This is a genomic window from Blastococcus sp. SYSU D01042, from assembly GCF_054050515.1.
In genome coordinates, this window is record NZ_JBJGZM010000001.1 from 527,137 (window position 1) to 554,040 (window position 26,904).

28 protein-coding genes and 1 tRNA gene are annotated in these 26,904 nt (G+C 74.6%); 17 read left to right on the top strand and 12 right to left on the bottom strand.

From position 1 onward, the window contains the following. Nucleotides 1-2: 2 nt before the first annotated feature. The 4 genes from ACI79H_RS02700 to nth are packed head-to-tail and all read right to left on the bottom strand — an operon-like array spanning nt 3 to nt 2,558. Nucleotides 3-440 (bottom strand): cupredoxin domain-containing protein, encoded by a 438-nt coding sequence (locus tag ACI79H_RS02700; protein ID WP_456552827.1) that lies wholly within the window; start codon nt 438-440, stop codon nt 3-5. Continuing rightward, entirely contained in the window at nt 437-1,195 is a 759-nt protein-coding gene (locus ACI79H_RS02705; RefSeq protein ID WP_456552828.1) for an NUDIX hydrolase, read from the bottom strand. Before ACI79H_RS02705 ends, ACI79H_RS02700 begins: the two co-directional genes overlap by 4 nt. Continuing rightward, complete coding sequence (locus tag ACI79H_RS02710; protein WP_456552829.1) at nt 1,192-1,761, bottom strand: TlpA family protein disulfide reductase; 570 nt, start codon at nt 1,759-1,761, stop codon at nt 1,192-1,194. Before ACI79H_RS02710 ends, ACI79H_RS02705 begins: the two co-directional genes overlap by 4 nt. After that, a complete protein-coding gene (nth, locus tag ACI79H_RS02715) occupies nt 1,758-2,558 on the bottom strand; it encodes an endonuclease III (protein WP_456552830.1) in 801 nt (266 codons plus the stop codon). The genes ACI79H_RS02710 and nth overlap by 4 nt, the downstream gene beginning before the upstream one ends. 105 nt (nt 2,559-2,663) lie before the next feature. Here nth and ACI79H_RS02720 point away from each other — a divergent pair, with 105 nt between their 5' ends. Both ACI79H_RS02720 and ACI79H_RS02725 read left to right on the top strand, forming a co-directional pair. After that, the gene (locus tag ACI79H_RS02720) at nt 2,664-2,903 is read left to right on the top strand and encodes a hypothetical protein (RefSeq protein WP_456552831.1); all 240 of its coding nucleotides are present in this window, start codon (nt 2,664-2,666) and stop codon (nt 2,901-2,903) included. Nucleotides 2,904-3,086: 183 nt separating this feature from the next. Continuing rightward, nucleotides 3,087-3,761 (top strand): Crp/Fnr family transcriptional regulator, encoded by a 675-nt coding sequence (locus ACI79H_RS02725; RefSeq protein ID WP_456552832.1) that lies wholly within the window; start codon nt 3,087-3,089, stop codon nt 3,759-3,761. A 51-nt stretch (nt 3,762-3,812) separates the two neighbouring features. On the opposite strand, the gene ACI79H_RS02730 is transcribed toward ACI79H_RS02725, so the two are convergent. Genes ACI79H_RS02730 through ACI79H_RS02740 form a run of 3 tightly spaced genes read right to left on the bottom strand, consistent with a single transcriptional unit; the run spans nt 3,813 to nt 5,247 of the window. Next, the gene (locus ACI79H_RS02730) at nt 3,813-4,613 is read right to left on the bottom strand and encodes an NUDIX hydrolase (protein ID WP_456552833.1); all 801 of its coding nucleotides are present in this window, start codon (nt 4,611-4,613) and stop codon (nt 3,813-3,815) included. Further along, the gene (locus ACI79H_RS02735; RefSeq protein ID WP_456552834.1) at nt 4,610-5,080 is read right to left on the bottom strand and encodes a RidA family protein; all 471 of its coding nucleotides are present in this window, start codon (nt 5,078-5,080) and stop codon (nt 4,610-4,612) included. Before ACI79H_RS02735 ends, ACI79H_RS02730 begins: the two co-directional genes overlap by 4 nt. Beyond that, nucleotides 5,077-5,247: a hypothetical protein gene (locus tag ACI79H_RS02740; protein ID WP_091767663.1), complete on the bottom strand. Its 171-nt coding sequence runs from the start codon at nt 5,245-5,247 to the stop codon at nt 5,077-5,079. Before ACI79H_RS02740 ends, ACI79H_RS02735 begins: the two co-directional genes overlap by 4 nt. Nucleotides 5,248-5,329: 82 nt before the next feature. On the opposite strand from ACI79H_RS02740, the gene ACI79H_RS02745 reads away from it, so the two are divergent. The 3 genes from ACI79H_RS02745 to ACI79H_RS02755 are packed head-to-tail and all read left to right on the top strand — an operon-like array spanning nt 5,330 to nt 9,958. Beyond that, on the top strand, nt 5,330-6,325 hold the full coding sequence (locus ACI79H_RS02745) for an ArsA-related P-loop ATPase (protein WP_456552835.1): 996 nt from the start codon (nt 5,330-5,332) through the stop codon (nt 6,323-6,325). Continuing rightward, complete coding sequence (locus ACI79H_RS02750) at nt 6,322-7,539, top strand: ArsA family ATPase (protein WP_456552836.1); 1,218 nt, start codon at nt 6,322-6,324, stop codon at nt 7,537-7,539. Before ACI79H_RS02745 ends, ACI79H_RS02750 begins: the two co-directional genes overlap by 4 nt. Nucleotides 7,540-7,579: 40 nt before the next feature. Further along, on the top strand, nt 7,580-9,958 hold the full coding sequence (locus ACI79H_RS02755; RefSeq protein WP_456552837.1) for a transglycosylase domain-containing protein: 2,379 nt from the start codon (nt 7,580-7,582) through the stop codon (nt 9,956-9,958). A gap of 16 nt (nt 9,959-9,974) precedes the next feature. On the opposite strand, the gene ACI79H_RS02760 is transcribed toward ACI79H_RS02755, so the two are convergent. After that, nucleotides 9,975-10,481 (bottom strand): GNAT family N-acetyltransferase, encoded by a 507-nt coding sequence (locus ACI79H_RS02760; protein WP_456552838.1) that lies wholly within the window; start codon nt 10,479-10,481, stop codon nt 9,975-9,977. 14 nt (nt 10,482-10,495) lie between these two features. After that, nucleotides 10,496-10,948 carry a GatB/YqeY domain-containing protein gene (locus ACI79H_RS02765; protein ID WP_456552839.1) on the bottom strand — a complete coding sequence of 151 codons (453 nt, stop codon included), beginning with the start codon at nt 10,946-10,948 and terminating at the stop codon, nt 10,496-10,498. A gap of 52 nt (nt 10,949-11,000) precedes the next feature. Here ACI79H_RS02765 and ACI79H_RS02770 point away from each other — a divergent pair, with 52 nt between their 5' ends. The 5 genes from ACI79H_RS02770 to ACI79H_RS02790 all read left to right on the top strand — a co-directional run bounded on the left by ACI79H_RS02770 (nt 11,001) and on the right by ACI79H_RS02790 (nt 16,389). Next, nucleotides 11,001-11,915: a metallophosphoesterase gene (locus tag ACI79H_RS02770; RefSeq protein ID WP_456552840.1), complete on the top strand. Its 915-nt coding sequence runs from the start codon at nt 11,001-11,003 to the stop codon at nt 11,913-11,915. Nucleotides 11,916-11,974: 59 nt separating this feature from the next. Continuing rightward, nucleotides 11,975-12,051 (top strand) — tRNA-Pro (locus tag ACI79H_RS02775). An 87-nt stretch (nt 12,052-12,138) separates the two neighbouring features. Then, nucleotides 12,139-13,476: a hemolysin family protein gene (locus ACI79H_RS02780; RefSeq protein WP_456552841.1), complete on the top strand. Its 1,338-nt coding sequence runs from the start codon at nt 12,139-12,141 to the stop codon at nt 13,474-13,476. After that, complete coding sequence (locus ACI79H_RS02785; RefSeq protein ID WP_456552842.1) at nt 13,473-14,573, top strand: hemolysin family protein; 1,101 nt, start codon at nt 13,473-13,475, stop codon at nt 14,571-14,573. Before ACI79H_RS02780 ends, ACI79H_RS02785 begins: the two co-directional genes overlap by 4 nt. Nucleotides 14,574-14,577: 4 nt before the next feature. Next, nucleotides 14,578-16,389, top strand: a complete 1,812-nt coding sequence (locus ACI79H_RS02790; protein WP_456552843.1) for a prolyl oligopeptidase family serine peptidase — start codon at nt 14,578-14,580, stop codon at nt 16,387-16,389. A gap of 48 nt (nt 16,390-16,437) precedes the next feature. On the opposite strand, the gene ACI79H_RS02795 is transcribed toward ACI79H_RS02790, so the two are convergent. Together ACI79H_RS02795 and ACI79H_RS02800 are read right to left on the bottom strand one after the other, a co-directional pair. Further along, complete coding sequence (locus ACI79H_RS02795) at nt 16,438-17,490, bottom strand: aspartate-semialdehyde dehydrogenase (protein ID WP_456552844.1); 1,053 nt, start codon at nt 17,488-17,490, stop codon at nt 16,438-16,440. Continuing rightward, nucleotides 17,487-18,752, bottom strand: a complete 1,266-nt coding sequence (locus tag ACI79H_RS02800) for an aspartate kinase (RefSeq protein WP_456552845.1) — start codon at nt 18,750-18,752, stop codon at nt 17,487-17,489. Before ACI79H_RS02800 ends, ACI79H_RS02795 begins: the two co-directional genes overlap by 4 nt. A gap of 74 nt (nt 18,753-18,826) precedes the next feature. Here ACI79H_RS02800 and ACI79H_RS02805 point away from each other — a divergent pair, with 74 nt between their 5' ends. From ACI79H_RS02805 to ACI79H_RS02835, 7 genes are all read left to right on the top strand, one after another. Then, on the top strand, nt 18,827-20,422 hold the full coding sequence (locus tag ACI79H_RS02805; protein WP_456552846.1) for a phospholipase D family protein: 1,596 nt from the start codon (nt 18,827-18,829) through the stop codon (nt 20,420-20,422). A gap of 163 nt (nt 20,423-20,585) precedes the next feature. Next, on the top strand, nt 20,586-23,327 hold the full coding sequence (gene mbhE / locus ACI79H_RS02810) for a hydrogen gas-evolving membrane-bound hydrogenase subunit E (RefSeq protein ID WP_456552847.1): 2,742 nt from the start codon (nt 20,586-20,588) through the stop codon (nt 23,325-23,327). Then, a complete protein-coding gene (locus ACI79H_RS02815) occupies nt 23,324-23,674 on the top strand; it encodes a sodium:proton antiporter (protein ID WP_456552848.1) in 351 nt (116 codons plus the stop codon). Before mbhE ends, ACI79H_RS02815 begins: the two co-directional genes overlap by 4 nt. Further along, nucleotides 23,671-25,149: a proton-conducting transporter transmembrane domain-containing protein gene (locus tag ACI79H_RS02820; RefSeq protein ID WP_456552849.1), complete on the top strand. Its 1,479-nt coding sequence runs from the start codon at nt 23,671-23,673 to the stop codon at nt 25,147-25,149. The genes ACI79H_RS02815 and ACI79H_RS02820 overlap by 4 nt, the downstream gene beginning before the upstream one ends. Beyond that, entirely contained in the window at nt 25,146-25,529 is a 384-nt protein-coding gene (locus ACI79H_RS02825) for a Na+/H+ antiporter subunit E (RefSeq protein ID WP_456552850.1), read from the top strand. Before ACI79H_RS02820 ends, ACI79H_RS02825 begins: the two co-directional genes overlap by 4 nt. Next, nucleotides 25,526-25,795, top strand: a complete 270-nt coding sequence (locus ACI79H_RS02830; RefSeq protein ID WP_456552851.1) for a monovalent cation/H+ antiporter complex subunit F — start codon at nt 25,526-25,528, stop codon at nt 25,793-25,795. Before ACI79H_RS02825 ends, ACI79H_RS02830 begins: the two co-directional genes overlap by 4 nt. Further along, the gene (locus tag ACI79H_RS02835) at nt 25,792-26,139 is read left to right on the top strand and encodes a cation:proton antiporter (protein WP_456552852.1); all 348 of its coding nucleotides are present in this window, start codon (nt 25,792-25,794) and stop codon (nt 26,137-26,139) included. The genes ACI79H_RS02830 and ACI79H_RS02835 overlap by 4 nt, the downstream gene beginning before the upstream one ends. An 18-nt stretch (nt 26,140-26,157) precedes the next feature. Here ACI79H_RS02835 and ACI79H_RS02840 read toward each other — a convergent pair whose 3' ends face one another. Continuing rightward, on the bottom strand, nt 26,158-26,802 hold the full coding sequence (locus ACI79H_RS02840) for a universal stress protein (RefSeq protein ID WP_456552853.1): 645 nt from the start codon (nt 26,800-26,802) through the stop codon (nt 26,158-26,160). Nucleotides 26,803-26,904 lie beyond the last annotated feature (102 nt).

Consider the following 26,904-nt stretch of genomic DNA (forward strand, 5'->3'; position numbering starts at 1 on the left):
GGTCAGCTCCCCGCGCTCACCGTCATCGTGCCCACCTGGCCCTGCTGCGTGTGGAACGTGCAGGTGAAGGGGTGCTCCCCGGGGACCGAGACCTCGAACTCGATGGTCATCTCCTGCCCGGGTCCCAGGAAGTCGATCCCGGCCCCGATGGGCTCGGGCCCGGCGCCCTCGTCGAACTGCAGGTTGTGGGTCATCTCGTCGGCGGCGTTGACCAGCGTCAGCCGCACCGTGCCGGGTGCGACCGTGAAGCTGTCGGGGGTGAAGACGTAGTCGTCCTGGGTCTGCAGCGTGACCTCCTGGACGCCGTCGTCGGCGACGGTCACCTCGCCGAGGCCCCCGGCCGCCCCCTCGTCGTCCCGCGGGGCGGGATCTGCACCGCCGCACCCGGCGAGCAGCAGCACCGCCGCCCCCAACGCCGCAGCCCGCACCCTCTCCCTCATCGGGGCGGAACCGTACGCGTCGGGGGCCCGTCGGGAGCGGGATCGGCGACCGTCGGCGCGGCGGCGTCGCCGGCCGGGTCGTCGTCGCCGGACCCGGGCAGCGTGTAGGGGCTCAGCCGGGGGGCGCCCATCGGTCGCACGTCGGTGTCGTCCCACGGCCGGGCGAGCCCGGCGGCCTCGAGGATGGCGTCCACCAGCCCGGCGGTGAAGCCCCAGATCTCCATGCCGGCGACGGCGAAGGCCGGGCCGATGAAGCCCGCCGGGTGGCGCACCCGGTACCGGTTGGCGGGGTCGACGAGGTCGGCCAGCGGCACGCGGGCCACCCGGGCCACCTCGTGCGGATCGCCGACGGTGACGTCGCGCGGGTCGTCCCACCAGCCGACGACGGGGACCACGAGCCGGTTCGACGGCGGCAGGTAGAGCTCCTGCAGGGTGGCGAGGACGCGCACGCCCTCGGGGTCGATCCCGGCCTCCTCGTGCGCCTCGCGCAGCGCGGTGCCGATCGGGAAGTCGTCGGCGGCCTCCACACCGCCGCCCGGGAAGGCCGGCTGACCGGCGTGGCTGCGCAGGTGCGCCGACTTCTCGATGAACAGCAGGTCCGGTCCCGCCGGGCCCTCGCCGAAGAGGATCAGCACGGCCGAGCGCCGGGCGGTGGCCGTCGCCTCCGGCATCCGGCGGGCCAGGGGCAGGTCGTGCGCCCCGTCCAGCAGCTGCAGCAGGTACCCCGGCAGCCCGTCCCGGTCCGGGGCGGTCACAGCTGCACCCCGAGGTGCTGGGCGACCAGCCCGTCCAGCTCGTCGGCCGAGGAGACCTCGCCCCGCTCGACGTGCACCACGGCACCGTCGGCGTCGAGGAAGTAGGTGTAGGGGAGCCCGTTCAGCCCGAGCTCGGCCATGAGCTGGCCCTCCCCGTCGAAGGCACCTGGGAAGGTGCTCCCGGCCTCCTCGGCGAAGGACGCCGACTGCGGCAAGCCGTCCTTGCTGATGACGCCCACCACCCGCACCCGGTCCCCCGCGGCCGTCGCCAGCTCCTGGAGGAGCGGCAGCTCCTTGCGGCACGGCCCGCACCAGCTCGCCCAGAGGTTGACCAGCGTGGGGACACCGGGCGCCCGGCCGAGGTCGAGCGTCCCGCCGCCGAGGCAGTCGAACGCCAGGGGAGGCAGCAGCTCGGCGCCGGCGGCGGGCTGCTCCGGCTGCTCCGGGCAGGCGCTCAGCCCGGTGTAGTCCCCGACCGCCTTCGGCGGCTCCTCCGCCGCGCCGTCCCCGCTGCAGGCGGACAGGAGCAGGAGCGCCGCGACGCCGGTCACCCAGCGCCGTGTCACTCGGTGTCCGAGGCGGCGGGGGTCTTGACCAGCTTCGCGGCCGTCTCCGGGTCGACCGGGCCGATGCCGTAGGACGGGCACCACTTCGCCAGCCCGCAGGCGCCGCAGGCGGCCTTCTTCGCGTGGCACACCCGGCGGCCGTGGAAGATCACCCGGTGGGAGAAGTCGGTCCACTCCTTCTTCGGGACGAGGCCGGCGACCTGCGCCTCGACCTTGACCGGGTCCTCCTCCTCGGTCCAGCCGAAGCGGCGGACGAGCCGGCCGAAGTGGGTGTCGACCGTCAGTCCGGGGACGCCGAAGGCGTTGCCGAGGACGACGTTCGCCGTCTTGCGCCCCACCCCGGGCAGCGTGACCAGGTCGGCCATCCGGCCGGGCACCTCGCCGTCGAAGCGCTCGACCAGCGCCTGCGCCAGCCCCAGCGCCGAGTTCGCCTTGGCGCGGAAGAAGCCGGTGGGCTTGAGGATCTCCTCGAGGTCCGCCCGGTCGGCCCCGGCCAGCGCCTCGGCGTCGGGGTAGCGGGCGAACAACCGCGGGGTGACCTTGTTGACCATCTTGTCCGTGGTCTGCGCGGACAGGACCGTGGCGACCAGCAGCTCGAAGGCGTTGGTGAAGTCCAGCTCGCAGTGCGCGTCGGGGTGGATGACCGCCAGCTCCCGGGCCATCCGGCGGGCCCGGCGGGTGCGCCCCAGCGGGGTCTCCGCCGGGTCGAACGGCGAGGCGCCGGTGCGGGCGGCCTTCGTGGGACGGCGGGGCGGGGCGGGGCGCGCGTAGGCCGGCGACGGAGCGGGGGCGGACACGCGACCGAGCGTAGGCGGACCTGCTGACAGCGACCCGGCCGTGCCATCATCGGACCCGGCCACCCGGCCGCCGACGACGTTGCCGCACGAACCCGAGGAGGACGCGTGGTCGCGCTGAGCGTCATCCTCTTCCCGCCGCTGCTCATCGCCTTCCTGCTCGTGATGGAGCGCGTCGAGGAGCCGCTGCGCCGTCCCGCCTCGCCCCGCGAGGTCGGCGAGTTCCTCGACACCGCCAACGCCGCGGAGGTCGACACCCTGGCCAGCTCCGGCATCCGGCGGGCGATCAGCCGGTGGCGCCGGCGCCGTCGCGGCGAGGCCGGGACCACCAACCCGCCGCTGGTCTGAAGAAGGACCCCCCCTGCCCCCCACCGTTCGCACGCTCACGGCGGGCCCCTGCAGGGGGGCCGTCTCGCTCGCAGGGGGGACGTGCTGGGCCACCGAACGGGTGACCCGGGGCACAGGCCCCTAGACTCGCCTGCGGACACGGGACCTGTGCGCCCGTCGAGCAGCAGTGGGAAAGGACGTGCAGTGGACGAGGTGCTGGCCCAGTCGGGGCTCTTCCAAGGACTCTCGGAAGACGCGGTGGACCCCGTCCTCAGCCGCCTCGAGATCGTCACGCTCCCGCGCGGCCGCGTCGTCTTCAACGAGGGCGAGCCCGGCGACAGCCTCTACATCGTGATGCAGGGCAAGATCAAGCTGTCCCGCCGCGCCCCCGACGGCCGCGAGAACGTGCTCGCCGTGATGGGCCCGTCCGACCAGTTCGGCGAGCTCTCGGTCTTCGACCCCGGCCCGCGCACGGCGACGGCGACCGCCGTGACCGACGTCCGGCTGGCCCGGATGCCGCAGTCGGTGCTCCGCCCGTGGATCGAGGCGCACCCGGAGATCGGCGAGCAGCTGCTCCGCGTGCTGGCCCGCCGCCTGCGCCGCACCAACGACTCCGTCGCCGACCTGATCTTCACCGACGTCCCCGGCCGCGTGGCCAAGGCGCTGCTGCAGATGGCCGACCGCTTCGGCAACCGGGAGAGCGACGGCCTGCGCGTCAAGCACGACCTCACGCAGGAGGAGCTGGCCCAGCTGGTCGGGGCCTCCCGCGAGACGGTGAACAAGGCGCTGGCCGACTTCGTGCACCGCGGCTGGATCCAGCTGCAGGGCAAGTCGGTCGTCGTCCTCGACGAGGACCGCCTCCGCCGCCGCGCGCGATGAGCCGTTGAACGCACGAGGCCCAGGACCGATCCGGTCCTGGGCCTCTCGCGTTCAGCGCTTCGGCGCCACCAAGGGCACGCGGTCACCGTTCGGCAGGACGGCGAAGCGCCCGGCCTCCGTCTGCTCGAACTCCGGCAGCACCGCCTGGATCGGGTCCGGCGGGGATCCGGCCAGCGCCGCGGCGACGTCGCCGAACCGGCCCAGCTGGGCCAGCGTGTGCGACGTCGGCGGCAGCATCGGCCGGTCGCCGGCGTGGTGCTCGGCCAGCGCGGCGGCCGGCGACAGCCACGCCGCCTCGTCCGCCTCGCCGGAGACGTCGCGCGCCTCCTGGCCGGCCGGCAGCGCGGCGACGAAGAACTTGGTGTCGTAGCGCCGGGACTCCATCGGCGGGGTGATCCAGTGCGCGAACGGGCGCAGCAGGTCCGAGCGCAGCACCAGCCCGCGGCCGGCGAGCAGCTCGGTCAGCGACAGCTCGCGGGACAGCAGCGCCTGGCGCTGCTCCTCCCAGTCGTCGCCCGACACCGATGGCACCACCCCGCCCACCCCCGCGCCCTCCGCCGGGCCGGCCAGCAGGACGCCGGCCTCCTCGAAGGTCTCCCGCACCGCGGCGCAGACCAGCTCGCGGGCCAGCCGCTCGTCGCAGCCGAACGCCTCGCCCCACTCGGCGGGCGAGGGCCCGGCCCAGCCGATCGCGGTGTCGGCGTCGCGCTCGTCGACCCCGCCGCCGGGGTAGGCGGTCATCCCCCCGGCGAAGGGCATGCCCTTGGTGCGCCGGAGCAGGTAGACCTCGAGACCCGGGGCGCCGTCGCGGACGATCAGGACGGTCGCCGCGTGCCGGATGGTCTCGCTCACCGCAGCTCCACGGTCAGCTCGACCTCGACCGGCGCCCCCAGGGGCAGCTCGGCGACGCCGATCGCGCTGCGGGCGTGCCGGCCGGCCTCGCCGAAGATCTTGGCGAGGAACTCGCTGGCGCCGTTGACCACGCGCGGCTGGCCGGTGAAACCCTCGGCGCTGGCCACGTACCCGACCACGCGGACGATGCGGGCGACCTCGTCCAGGCCGACCAGCTCGTCGACCGCGGACAGCGCGTTGAGCGCGCACACCTTGGCGTCGGCCGCCGCGGCCTCGACGTCGACCGAGCCGCCGACCTTGCCGGTGCGGCGCAGGCCGCCGTCGACGAAGGGCAGCTGACCGGAGGTGAACACCAGCGACCCGGTGCGCACCGCGGGCACGTACGCGGCCACCGGCGCGGCCACCGGCGGCAGCCGGATGCCGAGCTCGGCCAGCCGCGCGTGCCAGCCGGGGGCCGGCGTGGTCACGCCGGGCGCTTGAGGTAGGCCACCAGCTGGTCCGAGCCGCTGGGGCCGGGCAGGACGGTCACCAGCTCCCAGCCGTCCACGCCCCACGAGTCGAGGATCGCCTTGGTGTTGTGGATGAGCAGCGGGATGGTGGCGTACTCCCACCGCTGGCGCGCCGATTCGGTCATGCGTCGGACGCTAGCGCAGCAGGGGGTCCGACCGGAGGTCGCGTCCCCGGCCGGGCGGCCGGGCTGCTCATACTCTTGAACGGTGAGCCCCGATCCGTCGTCCGCACGCCTGCACGTCGTCACCGGCAAGGGCGGGACCGGGAAGACCACCGTCGCCGCCGCGCTGGCCCTCGCGCTGGCCGCCGACGGCCGCTCGGTGCTGCTGGTCGAGACCGAGGGCCGGCAGGGCATCGCCCAGCTGTTCGACACCGCGCCGCTGCCCTACGAGGAGCGGCGGGTCGCCGTCGCCCGCGGGGGCGGTGAGGTCAAGGCGCTGGCCATCGACGTCGAGGAGGCCCTGCTGGACTACCTCGACATGTTCTACAACCTGCGCCGGGCCGGCCGGGCGCTGCGCAAGATGGGCGCCGTCGACTTCGCCACGGCCATCGCGCCGGGTCTCCGCGACGTGCTGATCACCGGCAAGATCAAGGAGGCGGTCACCCGCCGCAAGGACGGCCGGCCGGTCTACGACGCGGTCGTGGTCGACGCCCCGCCGACCGGCCGGATCACCCGTTTCCTCGGCGTCACCGGCGAGATGTCCCAGCTGGCGCGCTCCGGCCCGATCAAGACCCAGAGCGACGGCGTCATGGCGGTGCTGAAGTCGCCGCAGACCGCGGTCCACCTGGTGACGATCCTCGAGGACATGCCGGTGCAGGAGACCGCCGACGCGATCGCCGAGCTGCAGAAGGCCGGCCTGCCGGTCGGCTCGGTGATCGTGAACCTGGCCACCGATGCCGTGCTCCCGCCCGACGGGCTGGCCCGGGCGGCCGGGCCCGGGCTCACCGGCGCCGATCTCGCTCCCGCGCTGACCGCCGCGCACCTGCCCGCGGGCGACGGCATCGCTGAGGCGCTGGCCGCGCAGACCGTCGAGCACGCCCTCCGGTGGACGGGCCAGGATGCCCTCCGCGACGACGTCGAGGCGCTGGGGCGGCCGACCGTCGAGCTGCCGCTGCTGACCGGACCGGTCGACCTGGGCGCCCTCTTCGAGCTGGCCGGCCGGCTCGAGGACCACCTGCGCGTGACCGAGGTGGCCGCGTGAGCGCCGCACCCGCGCAGTCCGGCGCGGGGCGCTCCCGCCCGCAGGCCCCCGCGCTCGACCTCGGCGCCCTCATCACCGACCCCGCCACCCGGATCGTTGTGTGCTGCGGCGCCGGCGGCGTGGGCAAGACGACGACGTCGGCAGCGCTCGCCCTGGCCGCGGCCGAGGCGGGGCGCAGCGTCGTCGTCCTCACCATCGACCCGGCCCGGCGGCTGGCCCAGTCCCTCGGCCTGACCGAGCTGGACAACGAGCCGCGGCAGGTCGACGTACCCGGGGCGGCCGGCGAGCTGCACGCGATGATGCTGGACATGAAGCGGACGTTCGACGACGTCGTGTCCGCCCACTCGACGCCCGAGCGCGCCCAGCAGATCCTGGAGAACCCCTTCTACCAGACCCTGAGCTCGTCGTTCTCCGGGACGCAGGAGTACATGGCGATGGAGAAGCTGGGCCAGCTGCGGTCCAGCGACCAGTGGGACCTGATCGTCGTCGACACCCCGCCGTCGCGGTCGGCGCTGGACTTCCTCGACGCCCCGAACCGGATGAGCCGCTTCCTCGACGGCACGATGATCCGCCTGCTCACCGCCCCCAGCCGGGCGGGCTTCAAGTTCGCCAGCGCCGGGTTCCTGCTGTTCAGCCGGATCGTGTCCAAGATCCTCGGCGGCCAGCTGCTGCGCGACATCTCCGCGTTCGTCGCCGCGCTGGACACGATGTTCGGCGGCTTCCGCGAGCGCGCCACCGCCACCTACGAGCTGCTCCGCCGTCCGGGGACCGCCTTCGTCGTCGTCGCCTCCCCGGAGCCCGACGCGCTGCGCGAGGCCTCCTACTTCGTCGACCGGCTCTCCGCCGACCAGATGCCGCTGGCCGGCCTGGTCGTGAACCGCACCCACCCGCCGGCCACCGCGGGGCTGTCGGCGACCCGCGCCGAGGCCGCCGCCGAGGAGGTGCTCGAGGCCGGCGGGCCGGACGCCCCGCTCGCGGCCGCGGCGCTGCGCGTGCACGCCGAGCGGATGACGCTGGCGGCCCGCGAGCAGCACCTGGCCGACCGGTTCACCAGCGCCCACCCGGAGGTCGCCGTCCGCACGGTGCCGGCGGCCGCGGGCGACGTGCACGACCTGGACGGGCTGCGCACCATGGCCGCCGAGCTGACCGGCGCGGACGCGGACACGCCGACCGGCATCCCGCGCACCCGCATCCTGCCCGCGCGCCGCGGCTGACCCCGGCCCCGGCCGGGCCGGGCACCGTACATTGGCTGCGATGTCCGAGACCGCCCGCCTCCGCTCCCGCGTGCTCGCCAAGCTGGCCCTGACGATCGCCGTCGCCGGGGTCCTGCTGGCCGGCCTCCTGCTGCCGTGGGTCGGGGGCGGTGGGCTGGTGGCCCGCAACTCCGCCAACCTGCTGGACGCGCTGCCGGTCGAGCTCACGGACGCGACGCCGGCCGGGATGACGAAGGTGCTGGCCGCCGACGGATCGCTCATCACCAACCTCTACGACAAGAACCGCACGCCCGTGGAGTCCGACCAGATCGCCCAGGTCATGAAGGACGCGCTGGTCGCCATCGAGGACTCGCGCTTCTACGAGCACAACGGCCTCGACGTGCAGGGCACCCTGCGCGCGCTCGTGAAGAACCTGGCTGCCGGCTCCGTGCAGGAGGGCGGCTCCACCCTCACCCAGCAGCTGGTGAAGCAGACCCTGCTGCAGACGGCGAACTCGCCCGAGGAGCGGGACGCCGCCACCGAGCAGACGCCGGCCCGCAAGCTGCGCGAGGCCCGGCTGGCGCTGGCCCTGGAGGAGACCTACTCCAAGGACGAGATCCTCACCCGCTACCTCAACATCGTGTACTTCGGGAAGGGCGCCTACGGCATCCAGGCCGCCGCCCAGCAGTACTTCAGCGTCAACGCCGCCGAGCTGACGCTGCCGCAGGCGGCGATGCTCGCCGGCCTGGTGCAGAGCCCGTTCTACGACGACCCGATCGACAACCCGGAGAACGCCCAGACGCGGCGCAACCAGGTGCTGCAGCGGATGTTCGACCTGGGCTACATCACCGAGGCCCAGCTCACCGAGATCGCGCCGACGCCGGTGGCGGTCGCCCCGGGCATCGCGCCGCCCAACGGCTGCATCGACGCGACCGTCGGTGGCTTCTTCTGCGCCTACGCCGTCGAGTACCTGGTCCGGGAGCTCGGGCTGACCGACGCGGAGCTGCGCAACGGCGGCCTCACGATCCAGACCACGCTGCGGCCCGACATGCAGGTCGCCGGCGACCAGGCGGTGCTCAACACGGTGCCGATGGGCGACCCCCTCGCCGGCATGTACACCGCGCTGGAGCCGACCACGGGCAACCTGCTGGCGATGAGCGTGAACCGCCGCTTCGGCTGCGAGGGCCCCGAGTGCGAGTCGGTCATCCTCAACGCCCGGGCCAGCCAGGGCGCCGGTTCGACCTACAAGACCTTCGTCGCCGCCGCCGCGCTGGCGGAGGGCTTCGCCGCCAACCACACCATCACGACGCCCAACACCTACGTGTCCCGGGTGTTCAAGGAGAACGGCGGCACCCGCGGGGCGCCCTACGACGTCTCGAACGTCGGCAACTACCCGAACACGCTGGACATGCGCGGGGCCCTGGTGCGGTCGTCCAACACCTACTTCCTCGCCCTGCTGGACCAGCTGGGCAGCGTCGAGAAGCCGGTGCGGATGGCGCAGGCCATGGGTCTGCGGTCCATCGACGCGGTCGCCGACGACATCATCGAGGGCCGCCAGGGCTCGTTCGTCCTCGGGCCGAACGCGACCAGCCCGCTGGACCTCGCCAGCGCCTACGGGACCATGGCGGCGAACGGCACCTCGTGCGCTCCCACGCCCATCAGCGGCGTGCTGGGCCGCGACGGCAAACCGTTGGAGAAGGACGGCGCCCCGGTCTGGAAGGGCACCACCTGCACCCCGGAGGCCATCCCGCCCGGTGTCGCGACCACGCTGAACCAGATCCTCATCGGTGACGTCGCCAGCCCCGAGGGCACCGGCACGCGGGCGGCCGTCCCCGGCCACGAGATCGCGGGCAAGACCGGGACGTCGCAGAACAACTTCTCGGTCGCCTTCGTCGGCTACACGCCGCAGTACACGGCCAGCGTGATGGTGCTCAACCCCAAGGAGAACCAGGACGTCGGCGGCTTCGGCGGCAACAAGCCGGCGACCATCTGGCACGACGCCATGGCGCCGATCCTCACCAACCAGCCGGCCGTGCCGTTCCCGCCCGCCGACCCGCAGGTCGCCAACGGCCGGCAGCTGCCGGTGCCCGCGTGCGGATCGGTCACCGAGTGCGAGCAGGCGCTCCAGGCGGCCGGCCTGCAGGCCCGCACGGTGCAGGTCGAGAGCAGCGCCGCCCGCGGGAGCTTCGTGGGCACCAGCCCGGCCGCCGGCGCCTCGGCCTACGTCAGCGAGCCGGTGTCCATCCTGGTCAGCAGCGGTCCCCGGCCCGCCCCGCAGCCCGAGCCCGTGCCCCAGCCGGCCCCGGCTCCCGCGCCCGCCCCGGCTCCCGCGCCGGCCCCGGCGCCCGGTCCCGCAGCCGGCGTCCCGGCGCCGCCGGAACCGCAGGAGGGCGCACCCGCCTTCGGGCCGGGTTTCCCGTTCGACGACGACGACGACTGAGCGCGGGCCGCGGTCGCTAGGTCAGGTCCTTGACCAGGTAGCCGCACGGATCGGCGTGCTCACGGACGACCGTGCCGTCGACATCCCGCTCGGGCCACCGGTCGACGACGTCGCCGTGCGCCCACTCGGCGTACCCCAGCCGGACGTAGAGCCGCCGGGCACCCGTGTTCGCGTGCGCCACGGCGAGCCCGACCCGCGCCGCGCCCATCGTCCGTGCGCGGGTCTCGGCCGCCGCGACGAGCCGCGCACCGGTGCCGAGCCTCACTGGGGTGGCCTTCAGCGCGTTCAGCTCCGGCACGTCGCCCAGCACCGCGCGCACCGACGGGTACTTCGAGCGGTGGAGCAGGGTGACCCGGCCGCACGGCACGCCGTCCCGCCAGGCGACGAGGTAGGTCGCCTCGCCGCGCTCCTGCATCCCGGACCTCTCCTCGTGGTGCCGGCGGTCCCCCGGGGCGGCACCGGCCATCAACCACGGCAGGTCGCCGGCCTCGAAGCGCCGGACGGTGACCGGGGCCGGGTCCACCGGTCGGGCCCGGCTCAGCCGAGCTGGCGGCGGACCTCGGCGGCGACGCGCCCCCCGTCCGCCCGCCCGGCGACGACGCCGTTCGCGGCGCCCATGACCTTGCCCATGTCCTTCATGCCGCTCGCGCCGGTGCGGGTGATGACGTCGGCGACGATCGCGGCCAGGTCGGCGTCCTCGAGCTGGGCCGGCAGGTAGTCGGCGAGCACCGCGCCCTCCGCCCGCTCGCGCTCGGCCTGCTCGGCGCGACCGGCCCCGGCGAACGCCTCGGCGGCCTCCTTGCGCTTCTTCGCCTCGCGGCGCAGCACCGCCTGGACCTCGTCGTCGCCGAGCTCGCGGGCCTCCTTGCCGGAGACCTCCTCGGCGCTCACGGCGGTCAGCACCATGCGCAGCGTCGCGGTGCGCAGCTCGTCCCGGGCCTTCATGGCGGTGGTCAGGTCGTCGCGCAGCTGCTTCTTCAGGTCGCTCACGCATCCAGCCTGGCACGACGTCCCCGGGGCGTGCGCCCGTAGGCTCCAGGACGTGCGCTGGTACACCGCCGTCCCGACCGCCGCCGTCGCCTCCGGGGCGGGCGTGCTCGCCTACGCGAGCCTCTACGAGCGCACCCGCTGGACGCTGCGCCGCTTCGACGTGCCGGTGCTGGCCCCGGGGTCGGCCCCGCTGACCGTGCTGCACCTGTCCGACCTGCACATGACGGCCGGCCAGCGCTCGAAGCGGGAGTGGGTCGCCTCGCTCGCCGCGCTCGAGCCCGACCTGGTCATCAACACCGGCGACAACCTGGCCGGCTTCGACGCGGTGCCGGGGACGCTGGAGGCCCTCGCCCCCCTGATGGACCGGCCCGGAGCCTTCGTGCTGGCCAGCAACGACTACTACGCGCCGCGGCCGAAGAACCCGCTCAAGTACTTCTTCCCCGGCCACAAGCGGGTGCACGGCACCGAGCTGCCCTGGCGGGACCTGCGCGACGGGATGCTCGACCGCGGCTGGCTGGACCTGACCAACGCCGCCGGCGAGCTCGAGGTGGCCGGCCGGCGGATCGTCCTCGCCGGTGTCGACGACTCGCACCTGCAGCGCGACCGGTACGACGTGGTGGCCGGGCCGGCCGACCCCGCGGCCGACCTGCGCCTGGGCCTGGCCCACTCCCCCGAGCCGCGGGTGCTCGACCGCTTCGCCCACGACGGCTACGACCTGCTGCTGTGCGGGCACACCCACGGGGGCCAGCTGCGGGTGCCGTTCTACGGCGCGCTGGTCACCAACTGCGGCATCGACCGGGAGCGGGTCCGCTGGCTGCACCGGTGGGCCGGGGCGGCCGACGGCCGGCCGAACGGGACCTGGCTGCACGTCTCCGCGGGCCTGGGCACCAGCCCGTACGCGCCGGTCCGCTTCGCCTGCCCGCCGGAGGCCACGCTGCTCACGCTGACGGCGCGGGACGCCTCCTAGCCGGGCCGACCCGGCGGACGGGCCGGCGGGAGGGAGCGCTAGACTCGTCCAGCGCACCTCGGGGTGTGGCGCAGCTTGGTAGCGCGCGTCGTTCGGGACGACGAGGCCGCAGGTTCAAATCCTGTCACCCCGACCAGCACCCAGGGGCCGCCGATGGCGGCCCCTGGGTCGTTTCCCGGCCCGTCCGGTTGGGCGCACTCCCGCGGGGGCACGGGGGTGCCCGATGACCGAATGGCTGCTCCTCCTCGCGGCGGTGGTGCTCACCGCCTTCACCGGCTTCTTCGTCGCAGCCGAGTTCTCCCTCACCACCGTCGACCGCGGCCGCGCCGAGGAGGCGGCGGCCGACGGCGACGCACGGGGCCGGTCGGTCGTGCGGGCGCTGCGCACGCTGTCCACCCAGCTGTCCGCGGCGCAGTTCGGCATCACGATCACCACGCTGGTGGTCGGCTACCTGGCCGAGCCCGCGATCGGTCAGCTGCTGCACGACCCGCTCGAAGCGCTCGGGCTGCCGCAGGCCACGGCCACCGGGGTCGCGCTGGCCCTGGCCATCGCGGTGGCGACCACGCTGCAGATGCTGCTCGGCGAGCTCGGCCCCAAGAACCTGGCGATCGCTGACCCGCTCGCGGTGGCGGGGTTCGTCGCGCCCGGCATGCGCGCCTTCACCCGGGTCACGGGCCCGGTCGTCGGGGCGCTGCAGCGGCTGGCCAACTGGATCGTCCGTCGGCTGGGCTTCGAGCCGCGCGAGGAGCTGGACACCGCCCGCGGCGCCGAGGAGCTCGTGTCCGTCGCCCGGCGGTCCGCCGAGGAGGGCGACCTCTCCCCCGTCGCCGCCCGGCTGCTGCAGCGCTCGCTCGGCCTCGGCGGCAAGCTCGCCAGCGACGTCATGACCCCCCGCACCCGGCTGTGGACGCTGCGGTCCAGCGCCACCGCGTCCGAGGTCATCGCCGCCGCGGTCGAGTCGGGCAACTCCCGCTTCCCCGTCTACGGCGCCGACCTCGACGAGGTGACCGGCGTCGTGCACGTCAAGCACGCCGTCTCGGTCCCGGAGGAGGAGCGCGGAACGCGCACCGCCGGCGAGCTGGCCGTCCCCGTGCTCGCCGTCCCCTCGTCGCTGCACCTGGAACGGCTGCTGGACCTGCTGCGCGACCAGGGCCTCCAGCTCGCGCTCGTCGTCGACGAGTGGGGCGCCACCCACGGCGTGGTCACGCTCGAGGACATCGTCGAGGAGCTGGTCGGCGAGATCGCCGACGAGACCGACCGACCGCTGCGGACGCTGCGCCGGGTCGACGGCGACACCTGGGTGGTGTCGGGCCTGCTGCGGCCCGACGAGGTGCAGGAGCGCACGGGCGTGCGGGTGCCGGAGGGCCGCTACGAGACCGTGGCCGGGTTCCTGGCCGAGCACCTGCAGCGGCTGCCCGAGCCCGGCGACACGGTGGGCCTCGACGACGCCGAGCTCACCGTCGAGACCGTCGAGGGCCGCCGGGTGGCCCGCGTCCGGGTGCACCTGCGGCCGGCCGACGACGTCGCCGGTGACCTGCTGCGCGAGGAGGTCCGGGCATGACCGTCGTCAGCCTGCTGGTGCTCGTCGCCCTGCTGCTGGGCAACGCGTTCTTCGTCGCGGCGGAGTTCGCGCTGGTATCCACCCGCGCCGACCAGATCGAGCCCCGCGCCGAGGCCGGCTCGCAGCGGGCGGTGAGGACGCTGGCGGCCATGCGGAACGTCAGCGAGATGATGGCCGGCGCGCAGCTGGGCATCACCCTGTGCTCGCTGGGGCTGGGTGCGGTCGGGGAACCGGCGATCGCGCACCTGATCGAGGTGCCGCTGGAGGCCGCGCACGTGCCCGCGGGCCTGCTGCACCCCGTCTCGCTGGCGATCGCCCTGGCCCTGGTGACCGTCCTGCACATGGTGCTGGGCGAGATGGTGCCCAAGAACATCACCCTCGCGGGCCCGGACCGCGCCGCGCTCGTGCTCGGCCCGCCGCTGGCTGCGCTGGTCCGGGTGCTGCGGCCGTTCATCCGGTTCTTCAACACCCTGGCCAACGCCTTCGTCCGGCTCTTCGGCGTGCAGCCGACCGACGAGGTGGCGGCGAGCTTCGACCAGGGGCAGATCGCCTCGATGGTGACGCAGTCCCGGCGTGAGGGGCGGCTGGGCGCCGAGGTCGGGGAGCTGGCCGCCGGAGCGCTGACCTTCGAGCAGCACGAGATCGACGCCGTCCTGCTGCCGATCGAGGACGTCGTCACCGTCCCGCGCAGCACCACGCCCCGCCAGTTGGAGGCAGTGGTGGCCGAGCACGGGTACAGCCGCTACCCGGTGCGCGGGGAGGGTGCCCACCTGCTCGGGTTCGTGCACGTGAAGGACGTCCTCGACGCCGGGGCGCGCGACCGGCCGATCGCCGACGAGCACCTCACCCCGTTCGTCGAGCTCGGTGCCGGTGCCGCCCTGCCCGAGGTGCTGGCCACGATGCGGCGCGCCGGCACCCACCTGGGCCGGGTGGTGGAGGAGGGCCGGACCACCGGCCTCGTGGCGCTCGAGGACGTGCTGGAGCGGCTGATCGGCGACGTCCGGGACGCCGCCGCCGAGCACCGGCGCGGCGACGACGTGGTCGACGGCGCGGAGCAGGGTGCCGCGGCGACGGGAGCCGGCGCCGGTGGAAGATGACGGGGTGACCGCCGAGCAGACCCCGTCCCCCGCCCTTCCCCCCGAGGTCACCGCCCGCTGGCAGGCCCGGTTCCGCGCGCCGCGGGTCTCGCTGCCGGACTGGGCGTTCGACGCCCCGCACCGCAACCTTTACGCCTCCGACGTCAGCGGCGTCATCGAGCAGTACGCCTGGGACCGCGAGGCGGGCACGCACCGGCAGGTCACCGACCGCCCCAACGGCACGCTCATCGGCACGCTGAGCCCCGACGGCGAGACCGTGTGGTGGTTCGCCGACTCCGACGGCGACGAGTTCGGCGTCTGGATGACCCAGCCCTTCGGCGGCGGCGGGGACACCGTCGCCGTCCCCGAGGTCGGTCCCGCCTACCCCGCCGGGCTCGAGATCGGTGACGACGTCGTCGCGATCGGCCGCTCGACCGACGACGGCAGCGAGCTCTGGCTGGCGCCCCGCGGCGGGACGCCGCGGGTGGTCTACCGGCACGCCGACCCGGCGTCCGTCGACGCCCTCACGCACGACGGCGACCTGCTGGTCGTCTCGCACTCCGAGCACGGCGACCCGCGCTACCCGGCGCTGCGCGTGCTGCGCACCTCCGACACCACCGAAGAGGTACCGGCCGTGGTCGCGGAGAAGTGGGACGGCGAGGGCCGCGGCCTGCACGCCTCGGAGTTCGCCCCGCTGCCCGGCGACACCCGGTTGCTCGTCGGTCACGAGCGCCGCGGCCGCGAGGAGCTGCTCATCTGGGACGTCGCGGCCGACACCGAGACCGAGATCGTGCTGGACCTGCCCGGCGACGTCTCGGCCGGCTGGTACCCCGACGGGACGGCGCTGCTCGTCGGGCACGACCACGCCGCCCGCACCGAGCTGTACCGCTACGACCTGGCCAGCGGCGCGCTGGAGAAGCTGGACACCCCGACCGGCGTCGTCCGCGGGGCCACCGCCCGCCCCGACGGCACCGTGGAGCTGGCCTGGTCCAACGCGGAGAAGCCACCGGTGATCCGCCGCGCGGACGGCCCCGTCGTCCTGCAGGTGTCGGAGGAGGAGCCGCCGGCGGCCTACCCGGTCGAGGACCGCTGGGTGCCCGGCCCCGGCGGCGACGTGCACGCGCTGCTCGTCCGCCCCGCCGGTTCGGCGCCGTACGCGACGGCGTTCCTGGTGCACGGCGGCCCGGAGGCGGCCGACGACGACTCCTACCGCGCCCGGCGGGCGGCCTACGTGGACGCCGGCTACGCCGTCGTGCACGTGAACTACCGCGGCTCCACCGGCTACGGCTCGGCCTGGCGGGACGCGCTCACCGGCCGCCCCGGGCTCACCGAGCTCGAGGACGTCGGCGCGGTGTACGACGCACTGGTCGCCGAGGGCGTCGTCGACCCGCAGCGCGCGCTGCTGTCCGGCGGCTCGTGGGGCGGCTTCCTCACCCTGCTCGGCCTGGGCACCCAGCCCGAGCGCTGGGCGGCCGGCATCGCCGAGGTGCCGGTGGCCGACTACCTGGCCGCCTACGAGGACGAGATGGAGGGCCTGCGCGCCTACGACCGCGCGCTGTTCGGCGGCTCACCGGACGAGGTGCGCGACGTCTACGTGCGCTCCTCGCCGATCACCTACGTCGACGCCGTGGCCGCACCCGTGCTGGTGGTGGCCGGCGCGAACGACCCGCGCTGCCCGATCCGTCAGATCGACAACTACCTGGCCCGGCTCGAGGAGCTCGGCAAGGAGCACGAGGTGTACCGCTTCGACGCCGGCCACGGCTCGCTGGTCATCGAGGAGACCATCCGCCAGGTCGAGGCCGCCCTCGCCTTTGCCCTCCGCCACGTCGAGCCCTGACCCTGCTTTTCCGCGGTAAGGCGTCCCGCCTTACCGCGGAAAAGCAGATCAGCGCTGGGCGGCGATCAGCTCGGCGATCTGGACGGTGTTGAGGGCGGCACCCTTGCGCAGGTTGTCGTTGCTGACGAAGAGCACCAGCCCGCGGCCGCCGTCGACGCTCTGGTCCTGCCGGATGCGGCCCACGTAGCTCGGGTCGGCGCCGGCGGCCTGGAGCGGGTTCGGGACGTCGGAGAGCTCCACGCCGGGCGCGGTCGACAGCAGCTCGGTGGCCCGCTCGACCGAGATCGGCCGCTCGAACTCGACGTTCAGCGACAGCGAGTGGCCGCTGAACACCGGCACGCGCACGCAGGTGCCCGAGACCTTGAGGTCGGGCAGGCCGAGGATCTTGCGGCTCTCGTTGCGGAGCTTCTGCTCCTCGTCGGTCTCGAACGTGCCGTCGTCCACGATCGACCCGGCGAGCGGGACGACGTTGAAGGCGATCGGCCGCACGTACTTCTGCGGCTCCGGGAACGGGACGGCCGAGCCGTCGTGGGTGAGCTCGTCGGCCTTGTCGACGACGGCCTTCGCCTGCCCGTGCAGCTCCTCGACGCCGGCCACGCCGCTGCCGGAGACCGCCTGGTAGGTGCTGGCGACGATCCGGACCAGGCCGGCCTCCTCGTGCAGCGGCTTGAGCACCGGCATCGCGGCCATGGTGGTGCAGTTCGGGTTGGCGATGATCCGGCCGTGGGCCTTGGCGATGTCGCCGGGGTTGACCTCGCTGACGACCAGCGGGATCTCCGGGTCGCGCCGGAAGGCCGAGCTGTTGTCGATCACCGTCACGCCGGCGGCGGCGAACCGCGGCGCCTGGGCGCGGGAGGTCGTCGCGCCCGCGGAGAAGATGGCGATGTCCAGGCCGGTCGGGTCGGCCGTCGCGGCGTCCTCGACGGTGATCTCGCCACCGGCCCACGGCAGGGTGGTGCCCGCCGAGCGCGCGGAGGCGAAGAAGCGGAGCTCGGCGAGCGGGAACTCCCGCTCGGCGAGGATGTCGCGCACGACCCGGCCCACCTGGCCGGTCGCGCCGACGATGCCGACCCGCAGGCCGCTGTCGCTGAACGAGCTCATCGCCCGGTCCCTCCGTAGACGACGGCCTCGACGTCGGAGCCGAGGTCGAACGCGTCGTGCACCGCGCGGACGGCGATGTCCACGTCGGTGTCGCGGCAGACCACGGAGATGCGGATCTCCGAGGTGCTGATGAGCTCGAGGTTCACGCCGGCATCGGCCAGGGCGCCGAAGAACTTGGCCGAGACGCCCGGGTGCGACCGCATGCCGGCGCCGACCAGCGACACCTTGCCGATGTGCTGGTCGAAGCTCACGCCGGTGTAACCCACGGTGTGCTTCACGCGTTCCAGGGCGGCCAGGGCGGTCGGGCCGTCGCTCTTGGGCAGCGTGAAGGAGATGTCGGCGAGCTTGCTGGCCTCGGCCGACACGTTCTGCACGATCATGTCGATGTTGATCTCGGCGTCGGCCAGGACGCGGAACAGCTGGGCGGCCTCGCCCGGCCGGTCGGGCACCCCGAAGACGGTGATCTTGCCCTCGGAGCGGTCGTGCGCGACGCCCGTGATGATCGCCTGTTCCACCGGGAGGTCCTCCATCGAGCCGGCCACGGTCGTGCCGGGGAGCTGTGAGTAGGAGCTGCGGACGTGCACGGGGATGCCGTAGCGGCGGGCGTACTCGACGCAGCGGAGCATGAGCACCTTGGCCCCGGACGCGGCCAGCTCGAGCATCTCCTCGTAGGTGATGGTGTCGAGCCGCTTGGCGTTCGGGACGATGCGGGGGTCGGCGGTGAAGACGCCGTCGACGTCGGTGTAGATCTCGCACACGTCGGCGTCCAGCGCGGCGGCGACGGCGACGGCGGTGGTGTCCGAACCGCCCCGGCCCAGCGTGGTGATGTCCTTGGTGTCCTGGCTGACGCCCTGGAAGCCCGCGACGATGACGATCGAGCCCTCGTCCAGCGCCGACCGCAGCCGCCCCGGGGTGACGTCGATGATGCGGGCCTTGCCGTGGCTGCCGGTGGTGATGACGCCGGCCTGCGAGCCGGTGAACGACCGCGCCTCGTAGCCGTGCGTGGAGATGGCGATCGCCAGCAGGGCCATGGAGATGCGCTCGCCGGCGGTGAGCAGCATGTCGAGCTCGCGGCCGGGCGGCTCGTCGGTGATCTGGCCGGCCAGGTCGAGCAGCTCGTCGGTGCTGTCGCCCATCGCCGAGACCACGACGACGACGTCGTCGCCGTTCTTCTTCGCGGCGACGATCCGCTCGGCGACACGCTTCATGTGCTCTGCGGAGGCGACGGAGGAGCCGCCGTACTTCTGGACGACGAGGGCCACGGGGCATGAGGTTACCGGCGCGGGCCAAGACCCCGGCGGTTGCGTCCGGCTTTCCCGCAGGATGGGATCACCCGGTGGACGACCCCGGCGAGTGGCTGCTGACCTCGGAGGAGCGCGGCAACCCCGCAGGTGGGCTCCCGGCGTGGACGGAGGGGAACCTCGTCCGGCCGCTGGTGCACGGCGTCGCCTACTTCGACCGGCTGGTCGAGGAGGTGGAGGCCCTCGGCGAGGGCGACCGCGTGTGGTTCACCGACTGGCGGGGCGACCCGGACGAGCGGTTGCGCCTCGACGGCCCGACGGTGGACGAGCTGTTCAGCGCCGCCTCCCACCGCGGGGTAGACGTGCGCGGCCTCGTCTGGCGCTCGCACACCGACGCGATGTCCTTCAGCGCGGAGGAGAACCGGGCGCTGGACGTCGAGATCGAGGAGGACGGCGGCAAGGTCATACTCGACCAGCGGGTGCGCCGCGCGGGCAGCCACCACCAGAAGATCGTGGTCATCCGCTGCCCGGCCGACCCCTCCCGCGACGTCGCGTTCGCGGGGGGCATCGACCTGTGCCACAGCCGCCGCGACGACGGCGAGCACGGCGGGGACCCGCAGGCGGTGGCCATGTCCGACGCCTACGGCCCGACCCCTCCCTGGCACGACGTGCAGGCGGAGATCCGCGGACCGGCCGTGGGCGTGCTCGACACGGTGTTCCGCCAGCGCTGGGCCGACCCGACCAACCCGGACAGCGGGAACCCGATCTCCTACCTGATCGACCGGTTCCGGCGGGCGCGGCTGGAGGCCGAACCCCTGCCGCCGGAGCTGCCCCCGCCGCCCCCGTGCGGCCCGCACCTGGTGCAGACGCTGCGCAGCTACCCGAAGATCCGGCCGCCGTACGACTTCGCCCCCGACGGCGAGCGCTCGATCGCCCGCGGCTACTCGAAGGCCGTGAAGCGGGCGCGGCGGGTGATCTACCTCGAGGACCAGTACCTCTGGTCCTCCGAGGTCGCGCAGCTGTTCGCCGACGCCCTGGAGGCCAACCCCGAGCTGCACCTGGTGGTCGTGGTGCCCCGGCTGCCCGACCAGAGCGGGTCGTTCAACGCGACGCCGCAGTACGTCGGCCGCCGGCAGGCGATCGACCTGTGCGTGCGGGCCGGGGGCGAGGAGCGGGTGCACGTCTTCGACGTCGAGAACCACGCGGGCACGCCGGTCTACGTGCACGCCAAGGTGTGCGTCGTCGACGACGTGTGGGCCAGCATCGGGAGCGACAACTTCAACCGCCGCTCGTGGACCCACGACAGCGAGCTGTCCACCGCCGTCCTCGACACGACGCGCGACGACCGGGAGCCCCGCGACCCGGGAGGTGCCGGCGACGGGGCGCGCACCTTCGCCCGCGACCTGCGGCTGGCCCTGGCCCGCGAGCACCTGGACCTGGCCGCCGACGGGACCGACGACGAGCTGGTGATCGACCCCGACCGCTTCGTGGCCGAGCTGGAGGCGCGCGCGGCGGCCCTGGCCGCCTGGCACGACGGCGGCAGGCGCGGGCCCCGCCCGCCGGGCCGGCTGCGACCCCACCGGCCCGAGAAGCTCGGCCGCCTCACCCGGCTGTGGGCGACGCCGGTCTACCGGGTGCTGGTCGACCCCGACGGCCGGCCGCTCCGGCTGCGCCTGCGCGGCGGTTTCTGATGACGCGCCGCTGCCGGACACCGGCAGGCACCGACCCGCCGACGTGTCCCGGTCCTGCAGGTTGCGCGACGGCCCGGCCGGGAGATCTTCCTGGCCGAACGACCGCCCGCCGTCGCATCGAGGAGCCCGTGGACCGCCTGACCGTCGCCGTCGGCCTGCCCGCGTGATCCTCGTCGTCGCCCTGGGGGCGATGGCCGCGCTGGCCGTCCTGGCACCGCTGCTCGCCCGCCGGCTGGGCCCCGCCACCGGGTACGTCCTCACCGCGGGCTTCCTCGCCGTCGGCGGTCTGCTGGCGACGGCGGCTCCCACCGTGGGCGACGGAGGCGCCGTCACCTTCTCCCGCCCCTGGCTGCCCTCCCTCGGCGACGCCGCGTTCTCCCTGCGCCTGGACGGCCTCGCGGGGCTCTTCTGCATCATCGTGCTGGGCGTGGGCGCGCTGATCATGGCGTACTGCCCCCGGTACCTGGGCCGGGACAGCGCCAACGGCACCGTCTACGGGCTGCTGACCGTCTTCGCGGGAGCCATGCTCGGCCTGGTCCTGGCCGACGACGTCGTGGTCCTCTACGTCTTCTGGGAGCTCACCACCGTCTGCTCGTTCTTCCTCGTCGCCACCGCCGGACCGGTCGCCATCCGACCCGCCCGCCGAGCGCTGCTGATCACGGCCGCCGGGGGGCTGGCGCTGCTGGTGGCCGTCGTGCTGCTGGTGGGGATCGTCGGCAGCACCGACCTGGGCACGATCCTCGCCGAGCGGGACGCGGTGCTGGCCTCCCCCCTGGCCCCCGTCATCGGGCTGCTGGTCGCCACCGCCGCGTTCACCAAGTCCGCGCAGTTCCCCCTGCAGTTCTGGCTGCCCGGGGCGATGGTCGCCATGACCCCCGTCAGCGCCTACCTGCACGCCGCGACCATGGTCAAGGCGGGCGTCTACCTGCTCATGCGCACCTCCCCGCTGTTCGCCGGGGAGGCCGCGTGGTCGGCGCTGCTGGTCACCGTCGGCCTGGCCAGCGCCGTGATCGGGGCGTTCATGGCCCTCCGCGAGCACGACCTCAAGGCGATCCTCGCCCACTCGACGGTCAGCCAGCTCGGCCTGCTCATCGCCGTCACCGGCGTGGGCACGTCCACCGCCCTGGCCGCCGCCATGCTGCACACCTTCGCGCACGCGCTGTTCAAGGCGACGCTGTTCATGCTGGTCGGGATCATCGACAAGGAGACCGGAAGCCGGGACATCCGGGACCTCTCCGGGCTCCGCCGGGTCATGCCCGTGACGGCGGCCGTGACCGGTCTGGCCGCGCTCTCGATGGCCGGGGTGCCCCCGCTGCTGGGCTTCGTCAGCAAGGAGTACCTCTTCCAGGGCGCGCTGCAGGCCGACTTCGCGCCGTGGGCGGGACCCGTGACCGGCGGGCTCGCAGTCGTCGCCTCGGCGCTCACCTTCGCCTACGGCCTGCGGATCTTCCACGGCGCCTTCGGGGGCCCGACCCGCCAGCCGGACCTCTACGAGCCGTCGCCGGCCTTCCTCGCACCGGCTGCCGTGAGCGCCGTCGCCGGCCTGGCGCTCGGGCCCGGCATCCGCTGGCTGGACCCGCTCGTCACCCGGGCGGCCGCCGACGTCGTCCCGGTCGTCGACGTCCGCTTCTACTTCTGGCACGGGCTGAGCCCCGAGCTGCTCATGTCGGCGATCACCATCGCGGTGGGGACGACGCTGTTCCTGGCGCGGGCACCGGTGGACCGGTCCCTGCAGCGGCTCCGGCTGCCCGACGGTGGCCGGTGGTTCGACCGGGCCCACGACGGCCTGCTCGCCCTCGGGTCGGCGATCGGCCGCCCCGACCGCGCGAGCGCTCCCGCGCCGCACCTGGTCCGGCCGCTGCTCGTGCTCCTGGTCCTCGGCGTCGCGGCGGTGGCGACCGTGGACGGCCTGCCGGCGCCCCGCGCGACGGTGGGGCCGCTGGACTGGCCGGTCCTCGCCCTGCTCGCGGGCACCGTGCTCGCGGCCGTGCTCGTCCGGTCCGTGCTGGGCGCCCTGGGGTTGATCGGGCTCGTCGGCCTGGTCGTCGCCGTGTGGTTCCTGCTCACCGGCGCGCCCGACGTGGCCCTCACCCTCGTGCTCGTCGAGATCTTGACGACGGTGGTCGCCGTCCTCGTGCTGCGCCGCGTCCCCCTGCACCTGCCCCGCGGCTCGCGGCCCCGCGTGCTGGGCACCGGCGCGCTGGCCCTGGCGCTGGGTGCGCTGGCCGCGGCCGGCACGTACGCGCTGACCGGACGGCGGGAGATCTCCGACGCCGGCGCCTACCACCTCCGGGCCGCCGTGCCCGAGACCGGAGGCAGCAACGTGGTCAACACGATCCTCGTGGACTTCCGCGCCATCGACACCTTCGGCGAGGCGGTCGTCCTCGGAGCCGCCGCCCTGGGGCTGCTCGCCCTCCTGGGTGCGGGCACCCCGGGCGGCGGGCGCGCCCCGTCGGTCCGCACCGGGAGCCCCGATCCCGGCCTGGTGCTGCAGGTCGCCGCCCGGGTGCTGGTGCCGGGCATGGCGGTGCTGTCGGCGTGGCTGCTGTGGCGCGGCCACGACGAGCCGGGCGGGGGCTTCATCGCGGCGCTGGTCGCGGGCATCGCCGTGGGCGTGCACCAGGTGGCGCACGGCTTCCCGGGTCTCCCCCGGCTGCTCCAGCCGGTGACGCTCGTGGGATCCGGGCTGGTCGTCGCGCTGGGCAGCGGGCTCGTGCCGGTGCTGTGGGGCGACGCCTTCCTCACCCCGTACTCCGTGCCGGTGCTCTCGGCGGTGGGGATCGGGTCCGCGGTCGTCTTCGACCTCGGCGTGCTGCTGCTGGTGCTGGGGCTGCTCGTCGCCGCCTTCGACCGGCTCGGCGCGCCGGTCGCGGATGCGCCCTCCGGCACCGGGGTCGCCCGGTGACCGCGGCGCTCGCCGTCGGCGTCCTCGTGGCGGGTGGCGCCTACCTCGTGCTGCAGCGCGGCCTGGTCCGCGTCGTGCTCGGCTTCGTGCTGCTCGGTCACGCCGTCAACGTGCTGATGCTCGCCGCGGGCGGCATGGACCGCCGGGAGGTACCGCTCGTGGGCCGGTCCGAGCCGGCGCGCACGGCCGATCCCCTCCCGCAGGCCTTCGTGCTGACCGCGATCGTCATCGCCTTCGCGGTGACGGTCTACCTGCTGGCCTTGGTGCGCGCGGGTTCCGACGCGACCGAGGACGGGACGCCCGACCCCGACGCCGAGGCGCCCGCCGGCGAGGAGGTGGCGCGGTGAGCGCCCTGCTCGGGACGGCCGTGGTCGCGCCCCTCGCCGCCGCCGCCGTGCTGCTGCTCGTCCGCGACCTGGCCCGGCCGTTCGCGCGCGCGCTGACCTGGGGCGTGAGCGCGGGCGTCGCCGTCGTGGGCGCCGTCCTGCTGGCCGGCGCCCTCGACGGGGGGCTCCCGGTCCTCCGGCTGGGCGGTTGGCCGGCCGGCATCGCGGTCACCCTCGTCGCCGACGTCCTCGGGGCGCTCATGCTGCTGGTGACGGCGCTGCTCGTGCTGGCCGGGACCGCCTACGCCGCGGCCACCGGCGAGGACGAGGACCCCTGGTTCCTGCCCCTGGCGCTGGTGCTGTCCGCCGGTGTCTACGGTGCCGTGCTCACCGCGGACCTGTTCAACCTCTTCGTCTTCGTCGAGGTCATGCTGCTGCCCAGCTACGTGCTGCTCGTGGCCTCCGGCCGCGGGCGGCGGCTGGGCGCCGGCCGCGTCTACGTGACGGTGAACCTGCTGGCCTCCACCGTCTTCCTCGCCGGGGTCGGTCTGCTCTACGGCGTGACGGGCACCGTCAACCTCGGCGAGCTCGCGGGGTCGGCGGCCGATTCGCCGGCCGCCGCCGCGGCCGGCGCCGTCGTGCTGGTCGCCCTCGGCGCCAAGGCGGCCGTGGTCCCCGTGCACAGCTGGTTGCCCACGAGCTACTCGGCCACCGGGCCGGCGGTGACCGTGCTGTTCTCCGGCCTGCTCACCAAGGTCGGCGTCTACGCGCTGGTCCGGCTGTGGTCGGTGGTCTTCGACGGGGACCCGCGGTTCGCCTGGGTGCTGATGACCGTGGCGGTCACGACGATGGTGGTGGGCGTCCTGGGGGCGGTCGGCGAGAAGGCGATGCGGCCGGTGCTGACCTTCCACATGGTCAGCCAGGTGGGGTACGTGCTCGTGGGCCTGGCCCTGTCCACCGCCGCGGGGCTCGCCGCCGCCGTGTTCTTCCTGGTCCAGTACGTCTTCGTCAAGGCCGCGCTCCTCATGTGCGCCGGGGCCGTGGAGGTCGGGTACGGGACCGGCTCCCTGGACCGCGTGCGTGGCCTGATGCAGCGGGAACCCGTGCTGGCCGTCGCGTTCGCCGTCTCGGCGCTGGCCCTGGTGGGCATCCCGCCGCTGTCAGGCTTCGTCGCCAAGCTGGGGCTGGCCTCGGCCGCCGCGGAGGAGGGCAGCTACGTCGCCCTCGCGGCGGTCGTCGCGGTCAGCCTCCTGACGCTGACGTCCATGCTGAAGATCTGGAACACCTCGTTCTGGCAGCCGGCCGAGGAGGACCCCGCCGGCGGTGACGTGGCGGTGCGGTCCCGCGTGCGACCGGCGCTGGTGGCGCCCGCCCTGCTGCTCGCGGTCCCGGCCCTCGTGCTCGGCATCTGGGCCGAGCCCCTCCTGTCGGCGTCCGCCGCGGCGGCGGACGGGCTGGTCGACACCGGCGCCTACGTCCGGGCGGTGTCCCCGTGAGCCGGGCACCGGGGCGGCGCGCGGTGCTCGCGGTGCGCTTCGCCGGCTGGTACGCCGTGCGGTTCGCCCGGGCCAATGTCACCGTCGCGCGGGAGATCCTCACCCCGGGCAGCGGGCTCGCCCCCGCGGTGGTGCAGATCCCGGTGGCCGACCACGGCCGGGCCGAGCTCGCCTCGCTCATGAGCCTGATCACCCTCACCCCGGGCACCATGGCCCTGGGCCTCAGCGACGACGGTCAGGGCCTGCTGGTGCACGGGATGCACGCCGCCGACCCCGACGTCCTGAGCGACGAGCTCCTCGACCTGGACCGCCGGCTGCTCGCCATCACCCGGCCGCACCGCACCCCACCGTCCCCCGCCCCCGACAGCCCTGGGAGGTGACCGCCGTGTTCCTGCTCGACGCGGCGCTCGTCGTGCTCGCGATCTGCCTGGTCGTGGCGGCCTTCCGCGTCGCGGCCGGTCCCGACGACGTCGACCGGGCGCTCGGCGTGGACTTCGGCTTCGCCGTCGTCATCGCCGGCATCGCGCTGCTCGCCGTCCGGCTCGAGGCGCCGGCGATGCTCGACCTCGTGCTGGTCGCCACACTGGTGGGCTTCCTCGCGACCGTCGCCTTCGCCCGCCTCGCGGGACGGGGGCGGTCGTCATGACGGTGCAGGAGGTCGTCGGCGACGTGTTCGTGGTCCTCGGTGCGGTGCTCATGGCGGTGGCCGCCGTGGGCCTGCTGCGGCTGCCGGACGTCTACAACCGGGCCAACGCCGTGGCCAAGGCGGCCGGTGCCGGCCTGGTGTCGGTGCTGCTCGGAGTCGTCGTCCTGGCACCGAGCGGCACCGCGGTCGCCATCCTGCTGATCGCCATCGCGCTGCAGCTGTTCACCGTGCCCATCGCCGGCTACGAGATCGCCCAGGCGGCCTGGCGGTCCCGCGCGCCGGTGGTGGAGGGCACCCGCGGCGCGGACCTGCTCACGCGGAGGCCGCCACCCGAGGAGGTCTGACGGTGGCCCCCGCGGTCGCTACCGAGGGGGCGCCGTCACCGGTCCGGCGAGCAGCACCGGTACCGAGCACTCGTGGCCCAGCTGCTCGGCGACGCTCCCGAGCAGCGCCCGGGACAGCCCCGTGCCGCGGCGGCCCACGACGAGGACGGCCGCGGCCTCCCCGGCTGCCGCGTCGGCCAGCGCCGAGGCCGGGCGGCCGCTGAGCACCCGCATCTCGACCGGACCCCCGCCGGCGGGCAGCCGGGCCTCGGCGTCCGCCAACAGGCGCCGCGCCCGCTCGCGCGCCTCGCCGTCCGTCCCCTCCGCCTCGTCCACGCCGATCACGGTGACGAGGACGATCCGGGCGGCGGCCACCGGTGCGGCGAGCAGCGCGGCATCGGCGAGTGCTCGATCGGCCTCCGGCGATCCGTCGACCCCCACGACCAGGGTGATGCCCTCGCCGGGACCGGCCCCCGAGGCGTCGGCTGCCGGTCGCCGCTCGACGACGCCGGTGCGGCGCCGTGACCGCTCCACGGCCATCGGGACGAAGAGCGGCCCCAGCACCCCGCCGATGAGGTACCACAGCGGCTCCCGGAATCCCCGCCGGTGCAGCAGGAAGAAGACCGCGGCGAGACCCACCACGATCCAGAGGACGACCAGGGGGAGCCAGAGGCGCCAGGTCACCGGGCACCTCCGGGGCGCGGGAGCAGCGGACGGCGGGGCAGGAGCGGAGCGGATCGGCGCATGCCCCGACCATGCGCGGACGCCGACCGGCACCACCGGCCC

What these genes read in the sequence shown, in the direction of transcription:
- ACI79H_RS02700 (WP_456552827.1), bottom strand. Translation starts at nt 440, where the DNA reads ATGAGGGAGAGGGTGCGGGCTGCGGCGTTGGGGGCGGCGGTGCTGCTG.
- ACI79H_RS02740 (WP_091767663.1), bottom strand. Translation starts at nt 5,247, where the DNA reads ATGACCGAATCGGCGCGCCAGCGGTGGGAGTACGCCACCATCCCGCTG.
- ACI79H_RS02755 (WP_456552837.1), top strand. Translation starts at nt 7,580, where the DNA reads ATGTCCGAGACCGCCCGCCTCCGCTCCCGCGTGCTCGCCAAGCTGGCC.
- ACI79H_RS02780 (WP_456552841.1), top strand. Translation starts at nt 12,139, where the DNA reads ATGACCGAATGGCTGCTCCTCCTCGCGGCGGTGGTGCTCACCGCCTTC.
- ACI79H_RS02785 (WP_456552842.1), top strand. Translation starts at nt 13,473, where the DNA reads ATGACCGTCGTCAGCCTGCTGGTGCTCGTCGCCCTGCTGCTGGGCAAC.
- ACI79H_RS02795 (WP_456552844.1), bottom strand. Translation starts at nt 17,490, where the DNA reads ATGAGCTCGTTCAGCGACAGCGGCCTGCGGGTCGGCATCGTCGGCGCG.
- ACI79H_RS02835 (WP_456552852.1), top strand. Translation starts at nt 25,792, where the DNA reads ATGACGGTGCAGGAGGTCGTCGGCGACGTGTTCGTGGTCCTCGGTGCG.